The following is an 18171-nucleotide window of genomic DNA, read 5'->3' on the forward strand; positions in this document are numbered from 1 at the left end:
AAGCCTATGTAACAGGAACCAGACACAGCACACACAGGCGGTCTAACCAACTGTCAGATTCATCTACCTCTACCTTATGTAATTTATCTATAATCTTCTAAACCAGTAGCATTATGAATTTCTATTTATCCAATGCCCTCATACGTTGTTATCAGGAATACAGGAACAGGAAAGCTGTTTTTCATAACAAAATAAGTTTAATCGGTAAACTTAGCGTGATGATTGTCAGCACCACCATTTTGCAGGTGAATGCCAGCGGGCAAGTCAATAATATCACTTTATCAGAAAATAATGTACCCCTGAATAAGGTACTCGATGAAATTAGAAAACAAAGCGGTTATAAATTACTGTATAATGCGGATATGCTCGATAAAGCGCATCCCGTTACGATTCATATGGAGAACCGTTCTCTGCGTGACGTGCTTGACCGCTCGATCAGCGACCAGCCATTTGAATATCAGTTGAAGAATAATACCATATTGATTACACCCAAAGCAAATGCTTTTATGGATGTAAGGGGTAAAGTGCTGGACGAAAGAGGAATGGCGCTCCCTGGAGCTTCTGTTAAAGCTAAAGGAACATCTTTAGGTACAATGACCGATGCAAATGGAAATTTTGCATTAAAAGGAGTGGAAACAGGCGCTACGTTGGTGATTTCATTTGTTGGGTATCAGCCTAAAGAGGTTAAAGCAGCCGCAAACGTGATAGTTAAGTTAGAGCCTGATAAATCAGATCTGAACGAAGTGACTGTAATTGGATATGGCGTTCAGAAGAAATCTGAAGTTACAGGAAGTATCTCGAGCGTTAAGGGAAGTGCACTTGCTGAGCAACCTGTAGCAAGTTTTGAGAGTGCTTTGAATGGCCGCGCGACTGGTGTGAACATGACAGCTAACGATGGTGTTCTAAATCAGGCACCTACTTTCAGGATCAGGGGGACAAATTCTCTTTCTTTAAGTTCTTATCCGCTTATTGTTGTAGATGGGGTTCCTATGTTTACCGAAGATGTTAGTGTCGGGGGAAATGCAGCTTCCAATCCCTTATCAGCAATTAATACGAATGATATTGAAAGTATTGACATTGCAAAAGATGCGGCAGCGACGAGTATCTATGGAAGCAGGGCGGCTAACGGTGTTGTTTTTATTACTACTAAATCAGGTAAAAAAGGGAAAGCTAAGTTTTCATATAATGCCTATTATGGAAATAGTAAAGCTACCCGTCTTGCTGAAGTGTTAAATGGAGCGCAGTATCTTGAAATTAAGAATGAAGGTTTAAAAAATGCCGGGACTTATGATCCAGTGAAAAACTATTATGGCACTTCACTGGATGCAAATGGTAGCGTGATTGACACCAGATGGTACGACTACATATTTCGCACCGGTAATTCTCAAAATCATAATATCAGTTTGTCTGGTGCAAATGATGCAACTAAGTATTATTTTTCAGTAGGTTATACCGATCGTCAGGGTATTCTTAAAGGTAACGATTATGAAAGGAAATCTGTTAGTTATAATGTAGAGCATAAGGTAAATAATTGGTTTAAGGTTGGTTCCAAAACTAATTATAGCAGCGACGAAACCTCAGCAATCCTATCAACTGGTACCGGGGTCAGTTCAGTATCTTCGAACTCCGTAGCTTACCGGCTTGGCTTTATTACTGCACCGATAGTCGGACCATATAACGCCGACGGCACATTTAATGTTATCGGGCAGAATGTCGGGATTATGGATAACGCAGGTCACCTGACTTCAACCGCACGTCTGGGATATACCAATCCGGTTCTGAGTTTACAGGCAAATAGTGACAATACTTCTAATAACTACATTCAGTCCAATATATATGGTGAAATCACACCGCTACCCTGGATTACTTTCAGAACGGCATATGGCGTGAATAACATGTACAGCAGAACTAATCGTTATTTTGATCCGCGTACCAATGAAGGTATGAGTTCAAATGGAAGTGCGACAGGCGTTTCAGCGAAGAAGGAAACAAATGTCTGGACTAATACGCTAACGGCAAACAGGAAATTTAAAGAACATTCTTTCGACCTGTTATTAGGTGAAGAGGAGCAAACCACAAACGGAGACAGGTTCGGGATAAATCGTTCTAATCAGTCGGATCCGTTTTATACGGATATACAAGGTGGATTCGGTAACGTGGCAGTTAGCAATACAGCGAATCAAAAATCTTATAATTACCTGATCTCTTTATTCTCACGTGTTCAATATAACTATGCAAGGAAATATTTCCTGACAGCGAATTTCAGACGTGATGAAGCATCTGTACTCGGTTTACAAAATAAAGCAGGTAATTTCTGGGGTTTCTCAGGTGCATGGGAATTGAATCAGGAAGGCTTCTGGGCAAATTCTGCGATGTCGAAAGTGTTCGACTCTTTTAAGTTTAAAGCGAGCTATGGCAAGGTTGGAAATCTTTCCGGAATTGGCGATTATGCAAGTTTATCGACCTATGGTGCGAACCTGTACGGTGGATTACCGGGACTTTATTACTCGGCAGCAGGAAATCCGGATTTGCAATGGGAAACCAGTAAGAAAACAGACCTTGGTATTAACTTCAGTATGTTTAATTACCGTTTAACAGCAGATTTATCCTATTACAAAAATAATATTGATGGTCTGATCTTCGGGGTGCCGGTCCCGGCATCGGCCGGTTTGCCTGGTGCTAATCAGAACACAGTGCTGGCAAACGTAGGCAGTATGTATAATACTGGTATTGAGCTGTCACTGAACGGCGTGCTCATTAAGAAAGATGATATTGGATGGAATACAAACTTTAATATTTCTTATAATAAAAATCAGGTTAAATCACTCGCTCCGGGTGTGTCTAGTTTGATTATCAACGACGTTGGAGGGTCTTCCGGAATGGTATCTATCTCTCTTCCGGGCTCGCCTGTTGGAATGATCTATGCAATCAGGACTGATGGCGTTGATCCTGAAACCGGAAGAAGGATTTTTCTGGATGGTTCAGGCAGAAAAGTTTATTATGAGCAAGTGCCTGCCGCGGGTCATAATCAATGGGAATATGAGGACGGATCTATTGCGAAGGCGGTAACTACAACCGATGATGGTGTTATCTATAAAAACACCAATCCGAAATTCTATGGTGGTTTGTCTAATACATTCCGCTATAAGAATTTTGATCTAGATGTTATGCTAACCTATCAGTTCGGCGGTAATATGTATTATGCTACCCAGGCTTCTTTGATGGATTACCGTTTCCAGAATAATGATGTGAAAGTTCTGGACAGATGGCAGAAAAAAGGTGATATCACCGATGTGCCGAAAGTACAGGACGGGGACATTACTTCATGGGGATATTCTTTACCGATTACCGCAAATGTATACAAAAGCGATTTTGTGAGATTGAAAAATGTGACGCTTGGGTATGCATTACCTAAATCTGTAATGGAAAAAGTTAAAATTGAAAGTGCCAGATTTTATGTAAGCGGCCAGAACCTGGCAATCATTACACCGTATCCAGGTGCAGATCCTGAAGTGACCAGTACCGGCAATGCGACTGCAACGCAGGGATTCGATAAGAATATGACGCCAAATGCCAGAACATTTACGCTGGGTGTACAAGTAGGGTTTTAATTAAAAATATGAATTGCTCAATTATGAAATTAATAGCTAAAAGTATGCTGGTTATGGGCATGGTAATGTCCTTAACAGCTTGTAAAAAAGAGAGTAAACTTAACCCGATCCCAACTTCACTGATTTCAGATGCCTCTGCTTATGATTCACCTGATCGTATCGCAACTCTCGTGAATGGCTTATACGCCACATTTAAAGGATCTGGATTTTTCGGAACACAATACATTTATTATAGTGAGGCCAGGAGTGGGGATTTTATTTCTACCAACCTGAATCCGACCCGTGGTGGGTTAACCTATCAGATGACTGTGGATCCAGGAATATCTGATGTTTCTGCAGTATGGACGCAAGGCTATCAGATCATTAATGCCTGTAATGTTTTTATTTCCAGTATGGAGGAGAAGGGAATTAAAGTGTTGACGCCACAGATTGCAAATAATTATCTTGCTGAAGCTCGTTTCCTGCGTGGCCTGTCTTATTATTACCTGCTTCAGTTGTATGCAGAGCCTTTCACAAAAAATAATGGGCAGGGTAAAGGTTTGCCATTGCGCTTAACACCGAACAAAGGCTTGGCGGAGTATAATCTTGCCAGAAGCTCAGTAGCAGAGGTTTATAAACAGATTATAACAGATCTGGATTATGCAGAAGCTAATTTGCCGGCAAACTATTCTTCAGCAGCATTAAACACTACACGTGCGCATGTAAATACTGTCATATCAGCCAAAACAAATGTTTACCTGAGCATGGGAGATTATGCGAATGTGATTAAAGAAGCAGATAAGATTGTGCCGGCTACCGCACCATTTGTCGCGCCAACAGGAGTGAAAAATGCTTTGCAGACGGAAGTTACTGCAATTTTTAAAGCGCCCTATACCACGACAGAATCGGTATTTTCAATGCCTTTTTCTAATACAGATGTACCGGGTACCTCACTTGCAAATGCTTATCTTCCTGATGGGGCAAATGCAACAGGATTAGGCTCAGCAGGCACTGGAGATTTTTATCTATTTGAGGGCGGCATTGTGAGCGATCCGCTCTGGAAAACAACAGACAAGCGCCGGGCATTGGTTTTTACAACAATTGCGGGTGGGAATAAAGGCAGACAGTGGAGTACTAAATATGCAACCGGGTCTCCGTACACCGATTATGTACCGGTAATCCGGTATGCCGAAGTCTTATTAAATCTGGCAGAAGCACTAGCTAATGTTAACGGGGTGGATTCCAGGTCCCTGGCTCTACTAAATGCTGTCAGACAAAGAGCTGACCAAACTACGACTCTAACAGCTTCCAGTCAACCAGAGCTGATCAGCAAAATTATACATGAGCGTCATATTGAATTTTTAGGAGAGGGTATCCGCAACGCAGATCTAATGCGGTTAAAACTATCTGTGCCTGCGAAAACGCCACTAGGTTCTTCGCCTGTTCCACAGATTAATCCCGAGAATCCGAATTATTTATGGCCGATTCCAAATACAGAATCACTTTACAACAAGGATATCTAAGGCTTCATAACCAAATAGATATTTGAGCAATGCCTCTTACTTTATCTCAGGATAGTAAGAGGCATTTGTACGATCAGGAATTAATGCCCATGGCATAAAGAATAATGTTTACGCCAAACTTTGTATTGTCCTCTGAAAGGAAACGTTTATTCCGGAAATCATAATCCCACTCGCAACCATAATCCTTATTACTATATAACACACCAATTCTGTTATTGACTGTGATAGCTTTCAGGTAGTCATGAACCAGGTCGTCACCCCAGCCATTGAGTTCAAAAGATGTTGTTGGAGGGCCATTTTCAAATTTAAAGAAGGAGTTATAGATAGGATGGTTATTCGCGATCTTTTTCAGTGCCTGCGGACCAAAAAGATTACCCATTTGGGTTTCAAATGACTTTGCAAATAGTCCGTCGATATCGTGATTACAGTCATCGACGAAAACAAACCCTCCATTATTAATATATTGTTTGAAGTTAGCGGCTTCAGCCTGATTAAACTGCACGAGTTTATGGCCGCTCAGATAGCAGAAAGGATATTTAAAGATGTCTTTGCTGCTGAGTTCTACAATTTTCTCTTCCTTCTCCAAAGGAATACTTGTGTACTCCAGCAAAGAATTAAGCAGGTTCGAAGGCATACGCTGGTCGGTGTCCCAGTTGCCTGAACTGTACTTGATTCTGGCAAAAGTAAATTTTGATCTTTGCATTGGTCTAAAATAAATCAATTTTAATTATTCACCATTTTTATAGATCGTATTGTTGTAATTTTTTTGATATTCTCAGATTTATGCCTGAAATTTTTACTGAATATGCCCTATATTGAGGCACATTCTCATTATCTACTAAAAATCAATTGCTTTGGAAATATCAGAAAGTAACATCAAAGTTTTAATACAGAAAATAGCACAGTTAAAAACTGAAATTCAAAAAGTAATAGTCGGGCAGGATGCTATCATTGAAGAGATGCTGGTTGCGCTCATGGCTGGTGGACACTGCTTGTTGGAAGGAGTGCCTGGTCTGGCCAAAACACTAATGGTGAGGACCATGTCACAGGCTTTAGACTTGTCCTTCAGGAGAATTCAGTTTACACCAGACCTGATGCCGACGGATATCGTTGGAACGGAAATTCTGGAAGAAGATCATGTGACAGGCAAGCGCTTTTTTAAGTTCAATAAAGGGCCTTTATTTGCGAATATCATTCTTGCGGATGAAATTAACAGGACGCCGCCAAAAACGCAGTCCGCATTACTAGAAGCGATGCAGGAGTTTGAAGTAACCTATGCAGGACAAACTTATCCGCTGGACCGTCCGTTTTTTATATTGGCGACACAAAATCCTATAGAACAGGCAGGTACTTATCCTTTACCCGAGGCGCAGCTGGATAGATTCCTGCTTTATATTAAAATTGGTTACCCTACCGCTGCAGATGAGGTGAAAATCCTAAGCAGCACTACAGGTGGGGTTAAACATAAAGTAGAAGCGGTAATTGGTGCCGAAGAAATTAAACAATTGCAGGCACTTACGCGCGAAGTGAGTATCAGTGACGATCTGATCACTTATGTAAGTGAACTTATCAGGGCTACCAGACCAGATACCTCCACAGTATCATATGTGAAAGAATGGGTAAGATGGGGTGCAGGGCCAAGAGCAGGGCAGGCACTAATTCTCACAGCAAAAGCTAAAGCCTTGATTCAGGGACGTTATGCTGTGGTAATGGAAGATATACAGCATATGGCTTATCCTGTACTCAGACACCGTGTTTTAATGAATTTTAAAGCAGAGGCCGAGGGCGTCCACCCGGATATGGTTACGGCAGAATTATTTAAAAGTATTTCCAGAATACAAACCAAGTTGTAATGAGTTCGTTGCTGGATCCTAAAATAATGATGGCGATTAAAGAATTGTCTCTTTCTGCTAAGATGACTGTAGATGGGATGATGAGCGGAATAAATAAGAGTGCAGTTAAAGGGCCCGGTATGGAATTTAGCCAATACAGGAGCTATCAGCCTGGAGATGACCTTCGCTCACTGGACTGGAAGATGTTTGCCCGGTCGGATCGTTATTTTATAAGGGAATCAGAAATAGAAACCAATATCTCCATCAGAATGCTCATTGATGCCAGTGCTTCAATGGAACATCAGGACGGAGAATTTACAAAAATCGACTATGCGCGTTACCTTGCCGCATCACTCGCTTATCTTGGAAACTTACAGGGAGATGCATTGGGTTTGTATGTATTTGAAGAAAAAGGGATTTATTCATTGGCGGCTAAACAGGATTTTCAGCATTTGTCCAGGATATTCTATCAACTTGAACAGATCAAGCCCCGAGGAAAATTTACAACACCGGTTCATTATAAGGAGCTCTATGCTGGTTCCAAAAACAGGGAGCTGCTGATATTAATGACAGATTTATACCAGACCAATGCAGAGATCTTTACCTTATTAGACACGCTGACAAGTTTAGGTCATGAAGTGCTGGTTTTTCATCTGCTTTCCAGAAATGAACTAGAGCTTGATTATAAAGGATATTCAACATTTGAAGATCTGGAGAGTGGTAAATCTATTCAGATAGATCAATCTAAGGTAAGGCAGGAATATCAACAGCAAATGAAAGATTACTTGGAGAAAACCAGGACTGAACTGCTCGACAGAGGCATTTATTACCGGTTAATGGTTACCGATGAGCCATTAGATCAGGCTTTGAGGGATTTTTTGAAACAGAGAACTAAATTAAGAGTATAACGTGCAGTTTTTATATCCGATCGGTTTGCTGGCGCTGGCTGGAATGTTAATTCCCCTGCTAATCCATTTGTGGAATATTAAGCAGGGTAAGACCTTAAGAATCGGCAGTATAGCGCTTCTCGGAGAAAGTTCTCCGCTGAGCTCCAGAAGTTATAAGTTAACCGACTTATTATTGTTATTACTGCGCCTGCTAATTCTGCTTTTCATCGCCTTTCTAATCGCCAAACCGTTCCTCAACCGTAATGATAAAAGGACAGCTGACAAAGGCTGGATCTTATTAAAAAAACAACAGCTTGTACCGGTTTATCAAGAGCACGGTAAGACTATAGATTCTTTATTAAAAGCAGGCTATAGTATCCACGACCTGTCACCTGGTTTTCAGCAGATATCACTTAAAGATACTTCGAATTCTATAAATTCAAATGACACATTATCAGTTGGTTATTTTAATTTACTTCAGGTGTTAGATCAGCAGAAGAAAACAGGTTTTAGGACAGTTGTTTTTGCTGATCAGAGGCTCGAAGAATTCGGCGAAGTAATGCCTTCATTAAACATTGATCTTAAATGGATATCGTTGCCTTCCAAAGATACCGTTGCAACCTGGACATCCGATCTGATAACCGGAAAATATGAGGGTGTGTCCACACCCGGATCAACAGTTTACACGAAAGTTCCTTCGGCAGTGAAGCAGGTAAATATAATGGTTAATGCTGGAAACTATCCTAAGGACGCACGATATATCCGGGCTGCTGTGCAAGCCTATTCTAAATATAGCAAGAGTAACATTATACTTTCAGATTATCAGCCAGGCCGCATAGAAACTGCAGATGTGCTGATCTGGTTTTCAGAGAGTCAGTTACCAGAACAGATGCTTTCCGGGATGAAAAACGGTGGAAAAGTATTCAGTTATAAACCTGGTAAATCAGAAGCCATAAATTCAACATTCCATTTTGCAGATATGGGAGCCGGTAATACGCCGGTTATCCATTTAAACCGAAGGATTAATGCAGCTTCAGACACTGGAGTGCCGGTATGGACAGACAGTTTTGGCAGCACAGTGCTTTCAAAGTCTGAGCATAAAAATGTTATAGAGTATGGCTACTACAGCCGTTTAAACCCTAACTGGTCAGACCTGGTCTGGTCTTCACAATTCGTAAGAAGGCTTATTCCGCTTCTGATAGACAATTCAGAGCAGCAGGATAAAAATGGTTTCGTCCGGAGCGCAAAGGATCAGCGCACTTTTAAACCGGATTTTAAGAAAATAAGGGCTGCGGATCTCAAAAATTCCGATCTCGGCGGACCAGAAGAACAGGTCAAAAACAGGGTCAAACAGGCTTCTTTGGAAAATTATATATGGGTCGTTTTATTGGTACTGCTTTGTGCCGAACGATTTTTGTCTTTCCGTAAATTTAAAAACCTGAATAATGGATAGACAGGAAGGAAGAAATAGGATAGAAAATTTACGATTGAAATGGCAGATGTTGGTTTTTGCCGAGCGTTTGTGCATCAGCTTGTTGTTTTCTTTACCTTTAAGTGCTGTCATCATGCACTTTATCGGTTTCGGAAATTGGGTATTATTACCATTAGTAGTGCTGAGCTTTATAAGCTGCTCCTTGTTTAAGCCATTCTGGAAAATCAGCACATATGATGTGGCCAGATCGCTTAATATCAGCCACCCTGAGTTAGAAGAGAGTGCCGGACTTTTATTACAAGAGATCAATCAGTTAAATACATTACAGTTATTTCAGCAGCAGAAAGTGGCCGATACGCTATCTGGAATCAAAGTTCAAATATTGTCGGGTAATACCATCATACGTCTGTCCGCTCACCTGGTTACAGCTATTTTGTTGTTTATTGGTATTCCGCATCTGAAATCTGGTAGTCCGGCGGTTTTATCAGGTTCCGTATCGCACAGCGCTGAAGGTGTAGCCAGGGGGCAGGGCTTACCGCCACAGTTAAATCGTATTCAGGTACAGATTATCCCTCCGGCCTATACTGGAGTGCCTTCAAGAAAACAGAATCAATTGAGCATTAAAGCCGAAAATGGCGCAATTCTGCGTTGGGAGATGCAAACCTCTATTCCGGTTAAGAATTTCAAGTTTATTTTTAATGATAAGGAGAAAATCAATCTCCAGTCGGAAAATGGAGAAGGGAAAAGCTGGACATTGAGTAGGAAAATGGTAAAACCAGGCTTTTATCAGATAGAGATGGATGGAAAGAAGTCCGATTTATATCAGATTGAACTCGTCGCCGACAGACCGGTTGTTATTCAGATCACGCAGCCAAAACCACATACAACTATAGATTTTGGCGAGGCAAGAAGAGTGAATATGAAAGTTAGCCTTGACGATGATTACGGCATTCAGAACGCTTATATTTCGGCGACGCTAGCCAGTGGAAAAGGAGAGGGCGTGAGTTTTACTGAGAAAAAGCTGGTCTTTAATACCAGTTTCAATGCACAGAAAAGTATGAAGCTTCAGAAAGAACTGGATTTGAATGCCCTTGGCATGAAGCCTGGAGACGAACTTTACTTTTTCGTGGCTGCGACCGATAATTATGGACAGGCGAGCCGTTCCGATGTTTATTTCGTTTCTATCGCAGATACCACTGAGTTGATGAGCCTTGCCGGAATGACCAGTGGCGTGAACCTGGTACCGGAATACTTCAGAAGTCAGCGACAGATTATTATGGATACGGAAAAGCTACTTTCAGAACAATCCAAAATTACAGTTCAGCAATTTAAAACCAGGAGTAATGATCTGGGGACAGATCAGAAGCTGTTGCGCATGCGTTATGGAAAGTTTCTGGGCGAAGAATCGGAAACGGAGATTGGTGGCGGTCACGACCATGACGAAGAGGGTCATGACCATGAAGAAGGACATTCACATGGAAAGGAACCTGAGAAAGCAGCTGCATTCGGTGACGTTCAGGCTATTATGGATAGTTACGCCCATAAACATGATATCGCAGAAGACGCTACATTCTTTGAGCCGGAAGTGAAAAGCAGATTAAAAGCGGTACTGACCGAGATGTGGAGTTCTGAATTGAAATTAAGAACCTACCAGCCGCAGGAGGCTTTACCATTTGCATACAAGGCATTAAGATTGCTAAAAGATCTGCAGCAAAAGTCAAGGGCATTTGTTGCTAAAACAACAGTAAAAGTATCACAGCTTAAAGAAGAAAAACGCTTTTCTGGAGAACTGGATAAGATTGGACAACCGGTAATGGAGCAGAAAAAAGTAAAGACCGACCAGCGTGATGAAGTCTTGAAAAAAGGTCTTTCTTACCTGGATACATATAAAACAGCTTCGGAAATTGATGCTGGTGCCACTGCTAATCTTTGGGAAATGGAGAAATACCTCGTAATTTCTGCTGTAGATCATCCGGATACCTATTTGCCAGCACTAAGAGCGATCAGAGAACTGAGAAGTGGTACTTCAGTTAAAAAGCCTTTAATTGACCGCATACAAAAAGGTGTCAGGAAAATGCTGGAGCAGGAAGTGACTGTTCCGCAGGCTGGTTCAGATTTGCCATCTTCTGATTTATATCAGCAGTATTTTAATCAATTAAAAAAAGATCTGCGCTAAATGGAATTTAAATATATAGCCTTAATAGCTTGTGTAATACTGGGAATTGTTCTGCTGTTCTTTGAATATAGAAGAAAGAACAGAAATAATCTTTATGGTAGATTAGCTGCAACTGTCGTATTGGTATTTTGCCTGGCATTGCTCATCTTTCCGGTTCAGTACGAAGTAAAGGGAGTCTCCAATAGTCATAGTATCAATCTGTTGACTGCTGGTACACCCAAGGATGAAGTTCTGGCAGCCGGCATACAATCTTATACCACAGATCCTGGACTTTATCAGGCCTCAAAAAAAACAAGGGTAAAATATATTGCAGATCTGATCTATTATCTGGCTGATCATCCCGAAATTAGGCATATCAATATTTATGGTTATGGTTTATCTGCCGAAGAGGTCCGACAACTGAATAAATATACTTTCAGCTTTCATCCGCCCAAAGAGCCTGCTGGAATTGTATCTGCCAGTTGGAATAACAAATTAAAATCTACCGAATTTCTGCAGGTGCAGGGGACATTTAAAAATCAGACAAATAAAACTGTTAAAATTTATCTGGAAGGTTTTGGTACGCGTTTGGATTCGCTTACAGTTCCAGGTGGAAATAATATAAGCTTCAGTTTTAGAGATCAGCCAAAACAGACCGGACTGGCCATTTACCGGCTAGTTGCAATTGCAGGTAACGACACCATTGCAAAAGAACCTGTTCCATTCGAGGTTAAAGCTGAGATTCCGGGAGCAATTTTAATGTTATCCTCAGCGCCTGATTTTGAATTTAAATTTCTGAAAGATTGGTTATTTGATCATCAGTATCCATTGATGTTGCGTAGTAGGATAAGTAAAGATAAGTTTAGTACAGACTTTCTAAATACACCGGTTGTTAAGCTCGAAAGGATAAGTACAGAGCAGTTACAGAAAACGGCCTTGCTGATTATAGATGAAGACGAATTCACTGCTTTAAGTATGGGCGAAAAAGAAGAGGTAGACCGTGCATCTGCCAGAGGAATGGGCCTGTTGATCAGGGCGTCGTCCGGTGACCAGAAAAAACTTCAGGAGTTTTCCATACATACCGAAAATGTTCCTTCATTCAAGGAGCAGGAAGTTGTTCCCGAGCTTACAAATAACGCTTATCGCTTTTCAGCGTTACCTGCGGGCCAGACCAGTTTTATTCAGCCCGCATCAGATTATAAAATGCTGGTTCAGACAAAAGCAGGAAAGGGTTTGGTCAGCGGCAGGATTAATGGAGCAGGAATGTTACTTTACTCGGTAATTCCTACCACCTATAATTGGGTACTGGACGGTAAGAAGTCAGATTACACTATATTCTGGTCAACTATTATAGCCGCAGGAATTCGTAAGACTACAGAACGCTTTAGTTATGAAACGCAAACATCATTTCCTGTAATTTCTGAGAAGCTAACCTTAAATTTGGAGGTTGCTGATAGTAAAAAAATGCCTCAGGTGAGTATCAATCAAAACAGGTGGAGTCCATCACAACACCCGCAATTTAATTCTTTGTGGCAGGTGAGTGGTTGGTCCGGCCAGGCAGGATGGAATACTTTAGCAGTTAATGGCAATCAGAGTGCATTTTATGTCTATGCAAATTCCGACTGGAGTTCTGCCAGGTATATTCAAAGATTAAACTTTAATAGTAAGTTAATCAATAATCAAAATGGACGCGCTTCTTCTTTCGAAGCCCCGAATTTCGTAAAAGAAGACCTTTCCCTATGGTGGTTTTATACAGGATTTCTACTTTCAGCTGCATTTCTATGGTATGAGTCGAAAAATCAGGAACAAAACGGCTAATGAAACTAAATTGTTATAGAAAATCTGATATTTTGACTTTGATAAATAGCTAAATTGGGATATTCCTAATTAACCTAATTCAAATCAATTGAAAAGAAAAGATTTTCTCTATTTATCCGGCCTGGGTATGGGTGCTTTAATGCTGCCTGATCTTTCAGCTTTCGGAAATACGATCGACCCTCTCCAGGCATTGGAAAGCGTTGATGTAAAAATTAAAAAGGAGCTGGCAGACGTGGCATTAAATGCAGCCAGGTCAAAAGGAGCTTCTTACGCAGACATCAGAATCGGTCGCTATCTTAACCAGTTTGTCTCAACACGTGAAAAGCGCGTTCAGGGGATTGCAAATACAGAATCCTATGGAGTCGGTGTCAGAGTATTGGCCGATGGTTGCTGGGGTTTTGCAGCGACCAATAAAGTAACACGTGATGATATTGCAAAAGCAGCTGAACAGGCTGTCGCGGTAGCGAAAGCAAATGCGAAAATCCAAGGTGAACCGGTACAACTTGCTCCTCAGAAAGGATTTGGAGAAGTTAGCTGGAAAACACCCATTGAAATAAATGCATTCGAAGTTCCGGTTAAAGAAAAAGTAGATCTCTTATTAAATGTAAATGATATTGCCCTGCAGAATGGAGCAAGCTTTGTTAACTCCGTCATATTTGCTGTCAATGAGCAGAAATACTTTGCTTCCACAGATGGTTCTTATATCGATCAGGATGTACATAGAATATACCCAACATTTAACGTAACCCGTATAGACCGCGAATCAGGTAAGTTCAAGACCCGTAATTCACTGAGTTCTCCGATGGGTATGGGGTATGAATATCTCACAGCCCGTCCGCAAGATAAAGTCTCAGGTATTGTTACCCGCTATAAAGGCCGTTATGATATGCTGGAAGATGTAAAAGCAGCGGCTTTAAATGCAAGTGAGAAAATCAAAGCAAAATCTGTTGAACCAGGCAAATATGATTTGGTTTTGGACCCTTCACACTTATGGTTAACCATCCACGAATCTGTCGGTCACCCAACTGAGCTGGACAGGGTATTAGGTTATGAAGCCAATTATGCAGGTACAAGCTTCCTGACACTAGATAAATGGCGTTCTAAAAACTTCAAGTTTGGCAGTGATAAAGTAAACGTTGTTGCCGATAAACTACAGCCAGGTTCTCTTGGAGCAGTAGGTTATGATGACGAAGGTGTGAAATGCGGAAAGTGGGACATCATCAAAGATGGGGTGCTGGTTAATTATCAGGCTATCCGTGACCAGGCCCATATTATAGGATTGAAAGAATCTCAGGGATGCTGTTACTCACAAGGATGGGATGACGTACAGTTTCAGAGAATGCCGAATATATCTTTGCAGGCAGGAAAAGAAAAACTGAGTGTTGACGATATGATTAAGAATGTAGAAAAAGGAATTTATATCATAGGAGACGGTAGTTTCTCTATTGATCAGCAACGTTATAACTTCCAGTTTGGCGGGCAGCTTTTCTACGAGATTAAAGAAGGTAAGATTGTCGGTATGTTGAATGACGTGTCTTACCAGTCTAACACACAAGAATTCTGGAACTCATGTACAGCAGTTTGTGATCAGAGTGATTACCGTTTAGGTGGATCATTCAATGATGGCAAAGGACAGCCTTCTCAAAGCAGCGCGGTGTCACATGGTAGTGCAACTACCAGATTCAATGGAGTAAATGTTATTAATACAGCAAGAAAGATTTAATTATGGCAATATTAAGTAAAGAAGAAGCTCAGGCTATTCTGAAAAAAGTACTCAGCTTTTCTAAAGCTGACTCGTGTGAATTGAGTTTAAATGGTTCTGACGGAGGAAATATCCGTTATGCAAGGAATGCAGTTTCTACGGCTGGACAAATTAGTAAAATGAGTTTGGCTGTAAGTTCAACTTTTGGTAAAAAAACAGGTATGGCCACCATCAATGAATTTGATGATGAATCTCTGAAGAAAGTTGTTGCGCGTTCTGAAGAATTAGCGAAGCTAGCTCCGGAGAATCCGGAATTTATGCCATTGCTCGGTCCTCAGCAGTATGCCGACGCACCGACATTTAATGCTAAAACAGCAGCGATCACTCCAGACAGCAGAGCAGAGATGGTAGGTAAAAGTTTGCAGGTTTCTAAAGCAGCAAAACTTGAAGCAGCAGGTTTCCTGGAAAACTCCACCTGGTTCAATGCCATTATGAACTCTAAGAACCTGTTCGCCTATAATAAATCTACTGATATTTCTTTTTCTGTAACGGTTAGAAATCAGGAAGGCACAGGTTCCGGATATATTGAGCAACGTTTTAATGACCTCGATAAAATGGATACACTAGCGCTGAGCAAGATTGCTGCATCTAAAGCAACTGGTTCTGCTGGGGCAAAAGCAATAGAGCCAGGTAAATATACAGTAATCCTTGAGCCGCTTGCAGCCAGTGATATGCTAGGTAATATGTTCCGTGGTTTCGATGCCAGAAGTGCGGACGAAGGGCGCAGTTTTATGAGTAAAAAAGGCGGTGGTACGCGTATCGGTGAGCAGCTTTTCTCAGAAAACGTAAATATATATTCAGATCCAATGAATCCGGATGTACCTACAGCTGCCTGGAATAATGATGGTGTTCCAATAAATAAAACACAGTGGATTGAGAATGGGGTGGTTAAAAACCTGTCTTACTCCCGCTACTGGGCGGAGCAAAAAGGCGTAAAACCTTTACCATTCAATCGCAGTATAGTTATGGAAGGTGGGACTCAATCATTAGAAGAGTTGATCAAAAGTACAGAAAAAGGTATTCTGGTAACACGTTTCTGGTATATCCGCTCCGTAGATCCACAGACTTTACTTTTGACAGGTCTTACACGTGATGGTACTTTTTATATCGAAAACGGAGAGATTAAATTCCCTGTCAAGAACTTTAGATTTAATGAAAGTCCGGTTATCATGCTGAATAACGTTGAAGCTCTCGGAAAACCAGTACGTACCGGAAATGGAATGATACCTCCGATGAAAATAAGGGACTTCACGTTCACTTCGTTATCTGACGCTATTTAAAAATAATTTTCTTATAACCGGCCAGCTGTATAGACAGAGCTATCGCTTTTGTGATACGGCTGGCTGGTTGAAAAAAAGAACAAGCACATGAGAAGAAGAGATTTTCTATATATGACCGGCCTTGGCCTGGGTGCATCGATGCTGGAAAGCGTTCCTGTTTTTGGAAGAGCGATCAGCATTGAAGAAGCACTAACTCCGGTGGATGTGAAATTAAAAAAACGCATGGCCGATGTAGCATTGAATTCCGCTAAGAGTAAAGGAGCGACGTATGCTGATGTAAGAATCGGCCGTTATCTCAATCAGGTAGTTGCGACACGTGAAAAACAAGTGCAGAATATTGCGAATACCGAGTCCTATGGATTAGGTGTACGTGTAATCGCAAACGGAAGCTGGGGTTTTGCAGCAACAGATAATCTGAGTGATGACAGTATTGCAGCAGCAGCTGCATCAGCAGTGGCGATTGCGAAAGGTAACTCCAAGTTGCTAACAGAACCTGTCCAACTTGCCCCACAGCAGGGTTTTGGAGAAGTAAGCTGGAAAACACCTTTTGAAGTTAATGCGTTTGAAGTACCGATTAAAGAAAAGGTAGATCTGTTACTTAATGTAAACAGTGAAGCCCTGAAAGGCGGAGCAAAGTATGTAAACTCCAATTTGTTTATGGTCAATGAACAAAAGTATTTCGCGTCAACAGACGGTTCTTATATTGACCAGGATGTCCATCGCCTGTGGCCAACTTTCACCGTTACTAAAATTGATTCAGCAGGTGGTAAATTTGAGACCAGGACTGCGATGAGCTCACCAATGGGAATGGGATTTGAATATCTTACGCCGAAAGACAGCGAGAAGATCAAAGGCGGCCCGGTAACCATGTACAAAAAGCGTTACGATATGCTGGAAGACGTTAGAGAGGCTACAGTACATGTAGAAGAAAAGCTGAAAGCAAAACCAGTACAGCCAGGTAAATACGACCTGGTATTAGACCCGACCCACTTATTTCTGACTATCCATGAATCTGTTGGACACCCGACAGAACTTGACCGCGTTTTAGGTTACGAAGCGAATTTTGCAGGCACAAGTTTCCTGACACTCGATAAATGGGAGAGCAAAAAGTTCAACTTTGGTAGTAAACAAGTAAATGTTATAGCTGATAAAACAGAACAAGGCTCACTTGGCGCGGTAGGTTATGATGACGAAGGTGTGAAATGCGGTAAATGGGATATTATCAAAGACGGCATCCTTGTCAATTACCAGACCATCCGTGACCAGGCGCATATTCTGGGTTTAAAGGCTTCCCAAGCTTGTTGTTATGCAGATAGCTGGGATAGCATCCAATTTCAGCGTATGCCAAACGTTTCCCTGGCACCTGGGAAAGCGCCTTTAAGTGCGGCGGAGATGGTTAAGAATGTAGAAAAAGGCATTTATATGTTTGGCAGAAATTCATATTCCATAGATCAGCAGCGTTACAACTTCCAGTTCAGCGGACAGTTGGCTTATGAAATCAAGGAAGGTAAGATTGTTGGAATGCTTAAAGATGCATCTTATCAGTCCAATACCCAGGAGTTCTGGAATTCCTGTACACAGCTGTGTGGACAGGAAGACTATAGGCTTGGCGGTACATTCTCAGACGGTAAAGGCCAGCCAGGACAAGCCAGTGCCGTTTCTCATGGTTGCCCAACCTCCCGTTTTAACGGGGTAAACGTAATCAATACCGGAAGACAATTAGGCTAAAGCCATCTTCCTTGTTTAAATAACGATCCGGTACAGGTTTATTAAAGCCTGTACCGGATTTTTTTATGCAGGGAAATGCGCTCATCCGGTTATTCCGACAGGACAGCACAGGTTGCAATGTAAGGGGGTAAATGTTATTTTGCAGATTAGTTCTGAATAAAAGA

General features: G+C 41.4%; 11 protein-coding genes. 10 read left to right on the plus strand and 1 reads right to left on the minus strand.

Annotation, left to right across the window (positions count from 1 at the left end):
- The first annotated feature begins 113 nt into the window (after nt 1-113).
- Entirely contained in the window at nt 114-3611 is a 3498-nt protein-coding gene (locus BLR53_RS01190) for a TonB-dependent receptor (RefSeq protein WP_083331966.1), read from the plus strand.
- A gap of 23 nt (nt 3612-3634) precedes the next feature.
- Nucleotides 3635-5113 carry a RagB/SusD family nutrient uptake outer membrane protein gene (locus BLR53_RS01195; RefSeq protein ID WP_037444650.1) on the plus strand — a complete coding sequence of 493 codons (1479 nt, stop codon included), beginning with the start codon at nt 3635-3637 and terminating at the stop codon, nt 5111-5113.
- Between the two features lie 73 nt (nt 5114-5186).
- On the opposite strand, the gene BLR53_RS01200 is transcribed toward BLR53_RS01195, so the two are convergent.
- Entirely contained in the window at nt 5187-5816 is a 630-nt protein-coding gene (locus BLR53_RS01200; RefSeq protein WP_037444648.1) for a DUF4159 domain-containing protein, read from the minus strand.
- A 151-nt stretch (nt 5817-5967) separates the two neighbouring features.
- On the opposite strand from BLR53_RS01200, the gene BLR53_RS01205 reads away from it, so the two are divergent.
- The 8 genes from BLR53_RS01205 to BLR53_RS01240 all read left to right on the plus strand — a co-directional run bounded on the left by BLR53_RS01205 (nt 5968) and on the right by BLR53_RS01240 (nt 18007).
- Nucleotides 5968-6966, plus strand: a complete 999-nt coding sequence (locus BLR53_RS01205) for an AAA family ATPase (protein ID WP_037444647.1) — start codon at nt 5968-5970, stop codon at nt 6964-6966.
- A complete protein-coding gene (locus tag BLR53_RS01210) occupies nt 6966-7853 on the plus strand; it encodes a DUF58 domain-containing protein (RefSeq protein ID WP_074586413.1) in 888 nt (295 codons plus the stop codon). The genes BLR53_RS01205 and BLR53_RS01210 overlap by 1 nt, the downstream gene beginning before the upstream one ends.
- 1 nt (nt 7854) lies before the next feature.
- Nucleotides 7855-9285, plus strand: a complete 1431-nt coding sequence (locus BLR53_RS01215) for a BatA domain-containing protein (RefSeq protein WP_074586415.1) — start codon at nt 7855-7857, stop codon at nt 9283-9285.
- Nucleotides 9278-11440 (plus strand): DUF4175 family protein, encoded by a 2163-nt coding sequence (locus BLR53_RS01220; protein ID WP_074586434.1) that lies wholly within the window; start codon nt 9278-9280, stop codon nt 11438-11440. Before BLR53_RS01215 ends, BLR53_RS01220 begins: the two co-directional genes overlap by 8 nt.
- On the plus strand, nt 11441-13237 hold the full coding sequence (locus BLR53_RS01225; RefSeq protein ID WP_074586436.1) for a hypothetical protein: 1797 nt from the start codon (nt 11441-11443) through the stop codon (nt 13235-13237).
- Nucleotides 13238-13325: 88 nt separating this feature from the next.
- On the plus strand, nt 13326-14960 hold the full coding sequence (locus BLR53_RS01230) for a TldD/PmbA family protein (protein WP_037444636.1): 1635 nt from the start codon (nt 13326-13328) through the stop codon (nt 14958-14960).
- Between the two features lie 2 nt (nt 14961-14962).
- Complete coding sequence (locus BLR53_RS01235) at nt 14963-16279, plus strand: TldD/PmbA family protein (protein ID WP_037444634.1); 1317 nt, start codon at nt 14963-14965, stop codon at nt 16277-16279.
- A gap of 87 nt (nt 16280-16366) precedes the next feature.
- The gene (locus BLR53_RS01240) at nt 16367-18007 is read left to right on the plus strand and encodes a TldD/PmbA family protein (RefSeq protein ID WP_074586439.1); all 1641 of its coding nucleotides are present in this window, start codon (nt 16367-16369) and stop codon (nt 18005-18007) included.
- Nucleotides 18008-18171 lie beyond the last annotated feature (164 nt).

The sequence above is a fragment of the Pedobacter antarcticus genome (genome assembly GCF_900103515.1).
GTDB lineage: Bacteria > Bacteroidota > Bacteroidia > Sphingobacteriales > Sphingobacteriaceae > Pedobacter > Pedobacter antarcticus.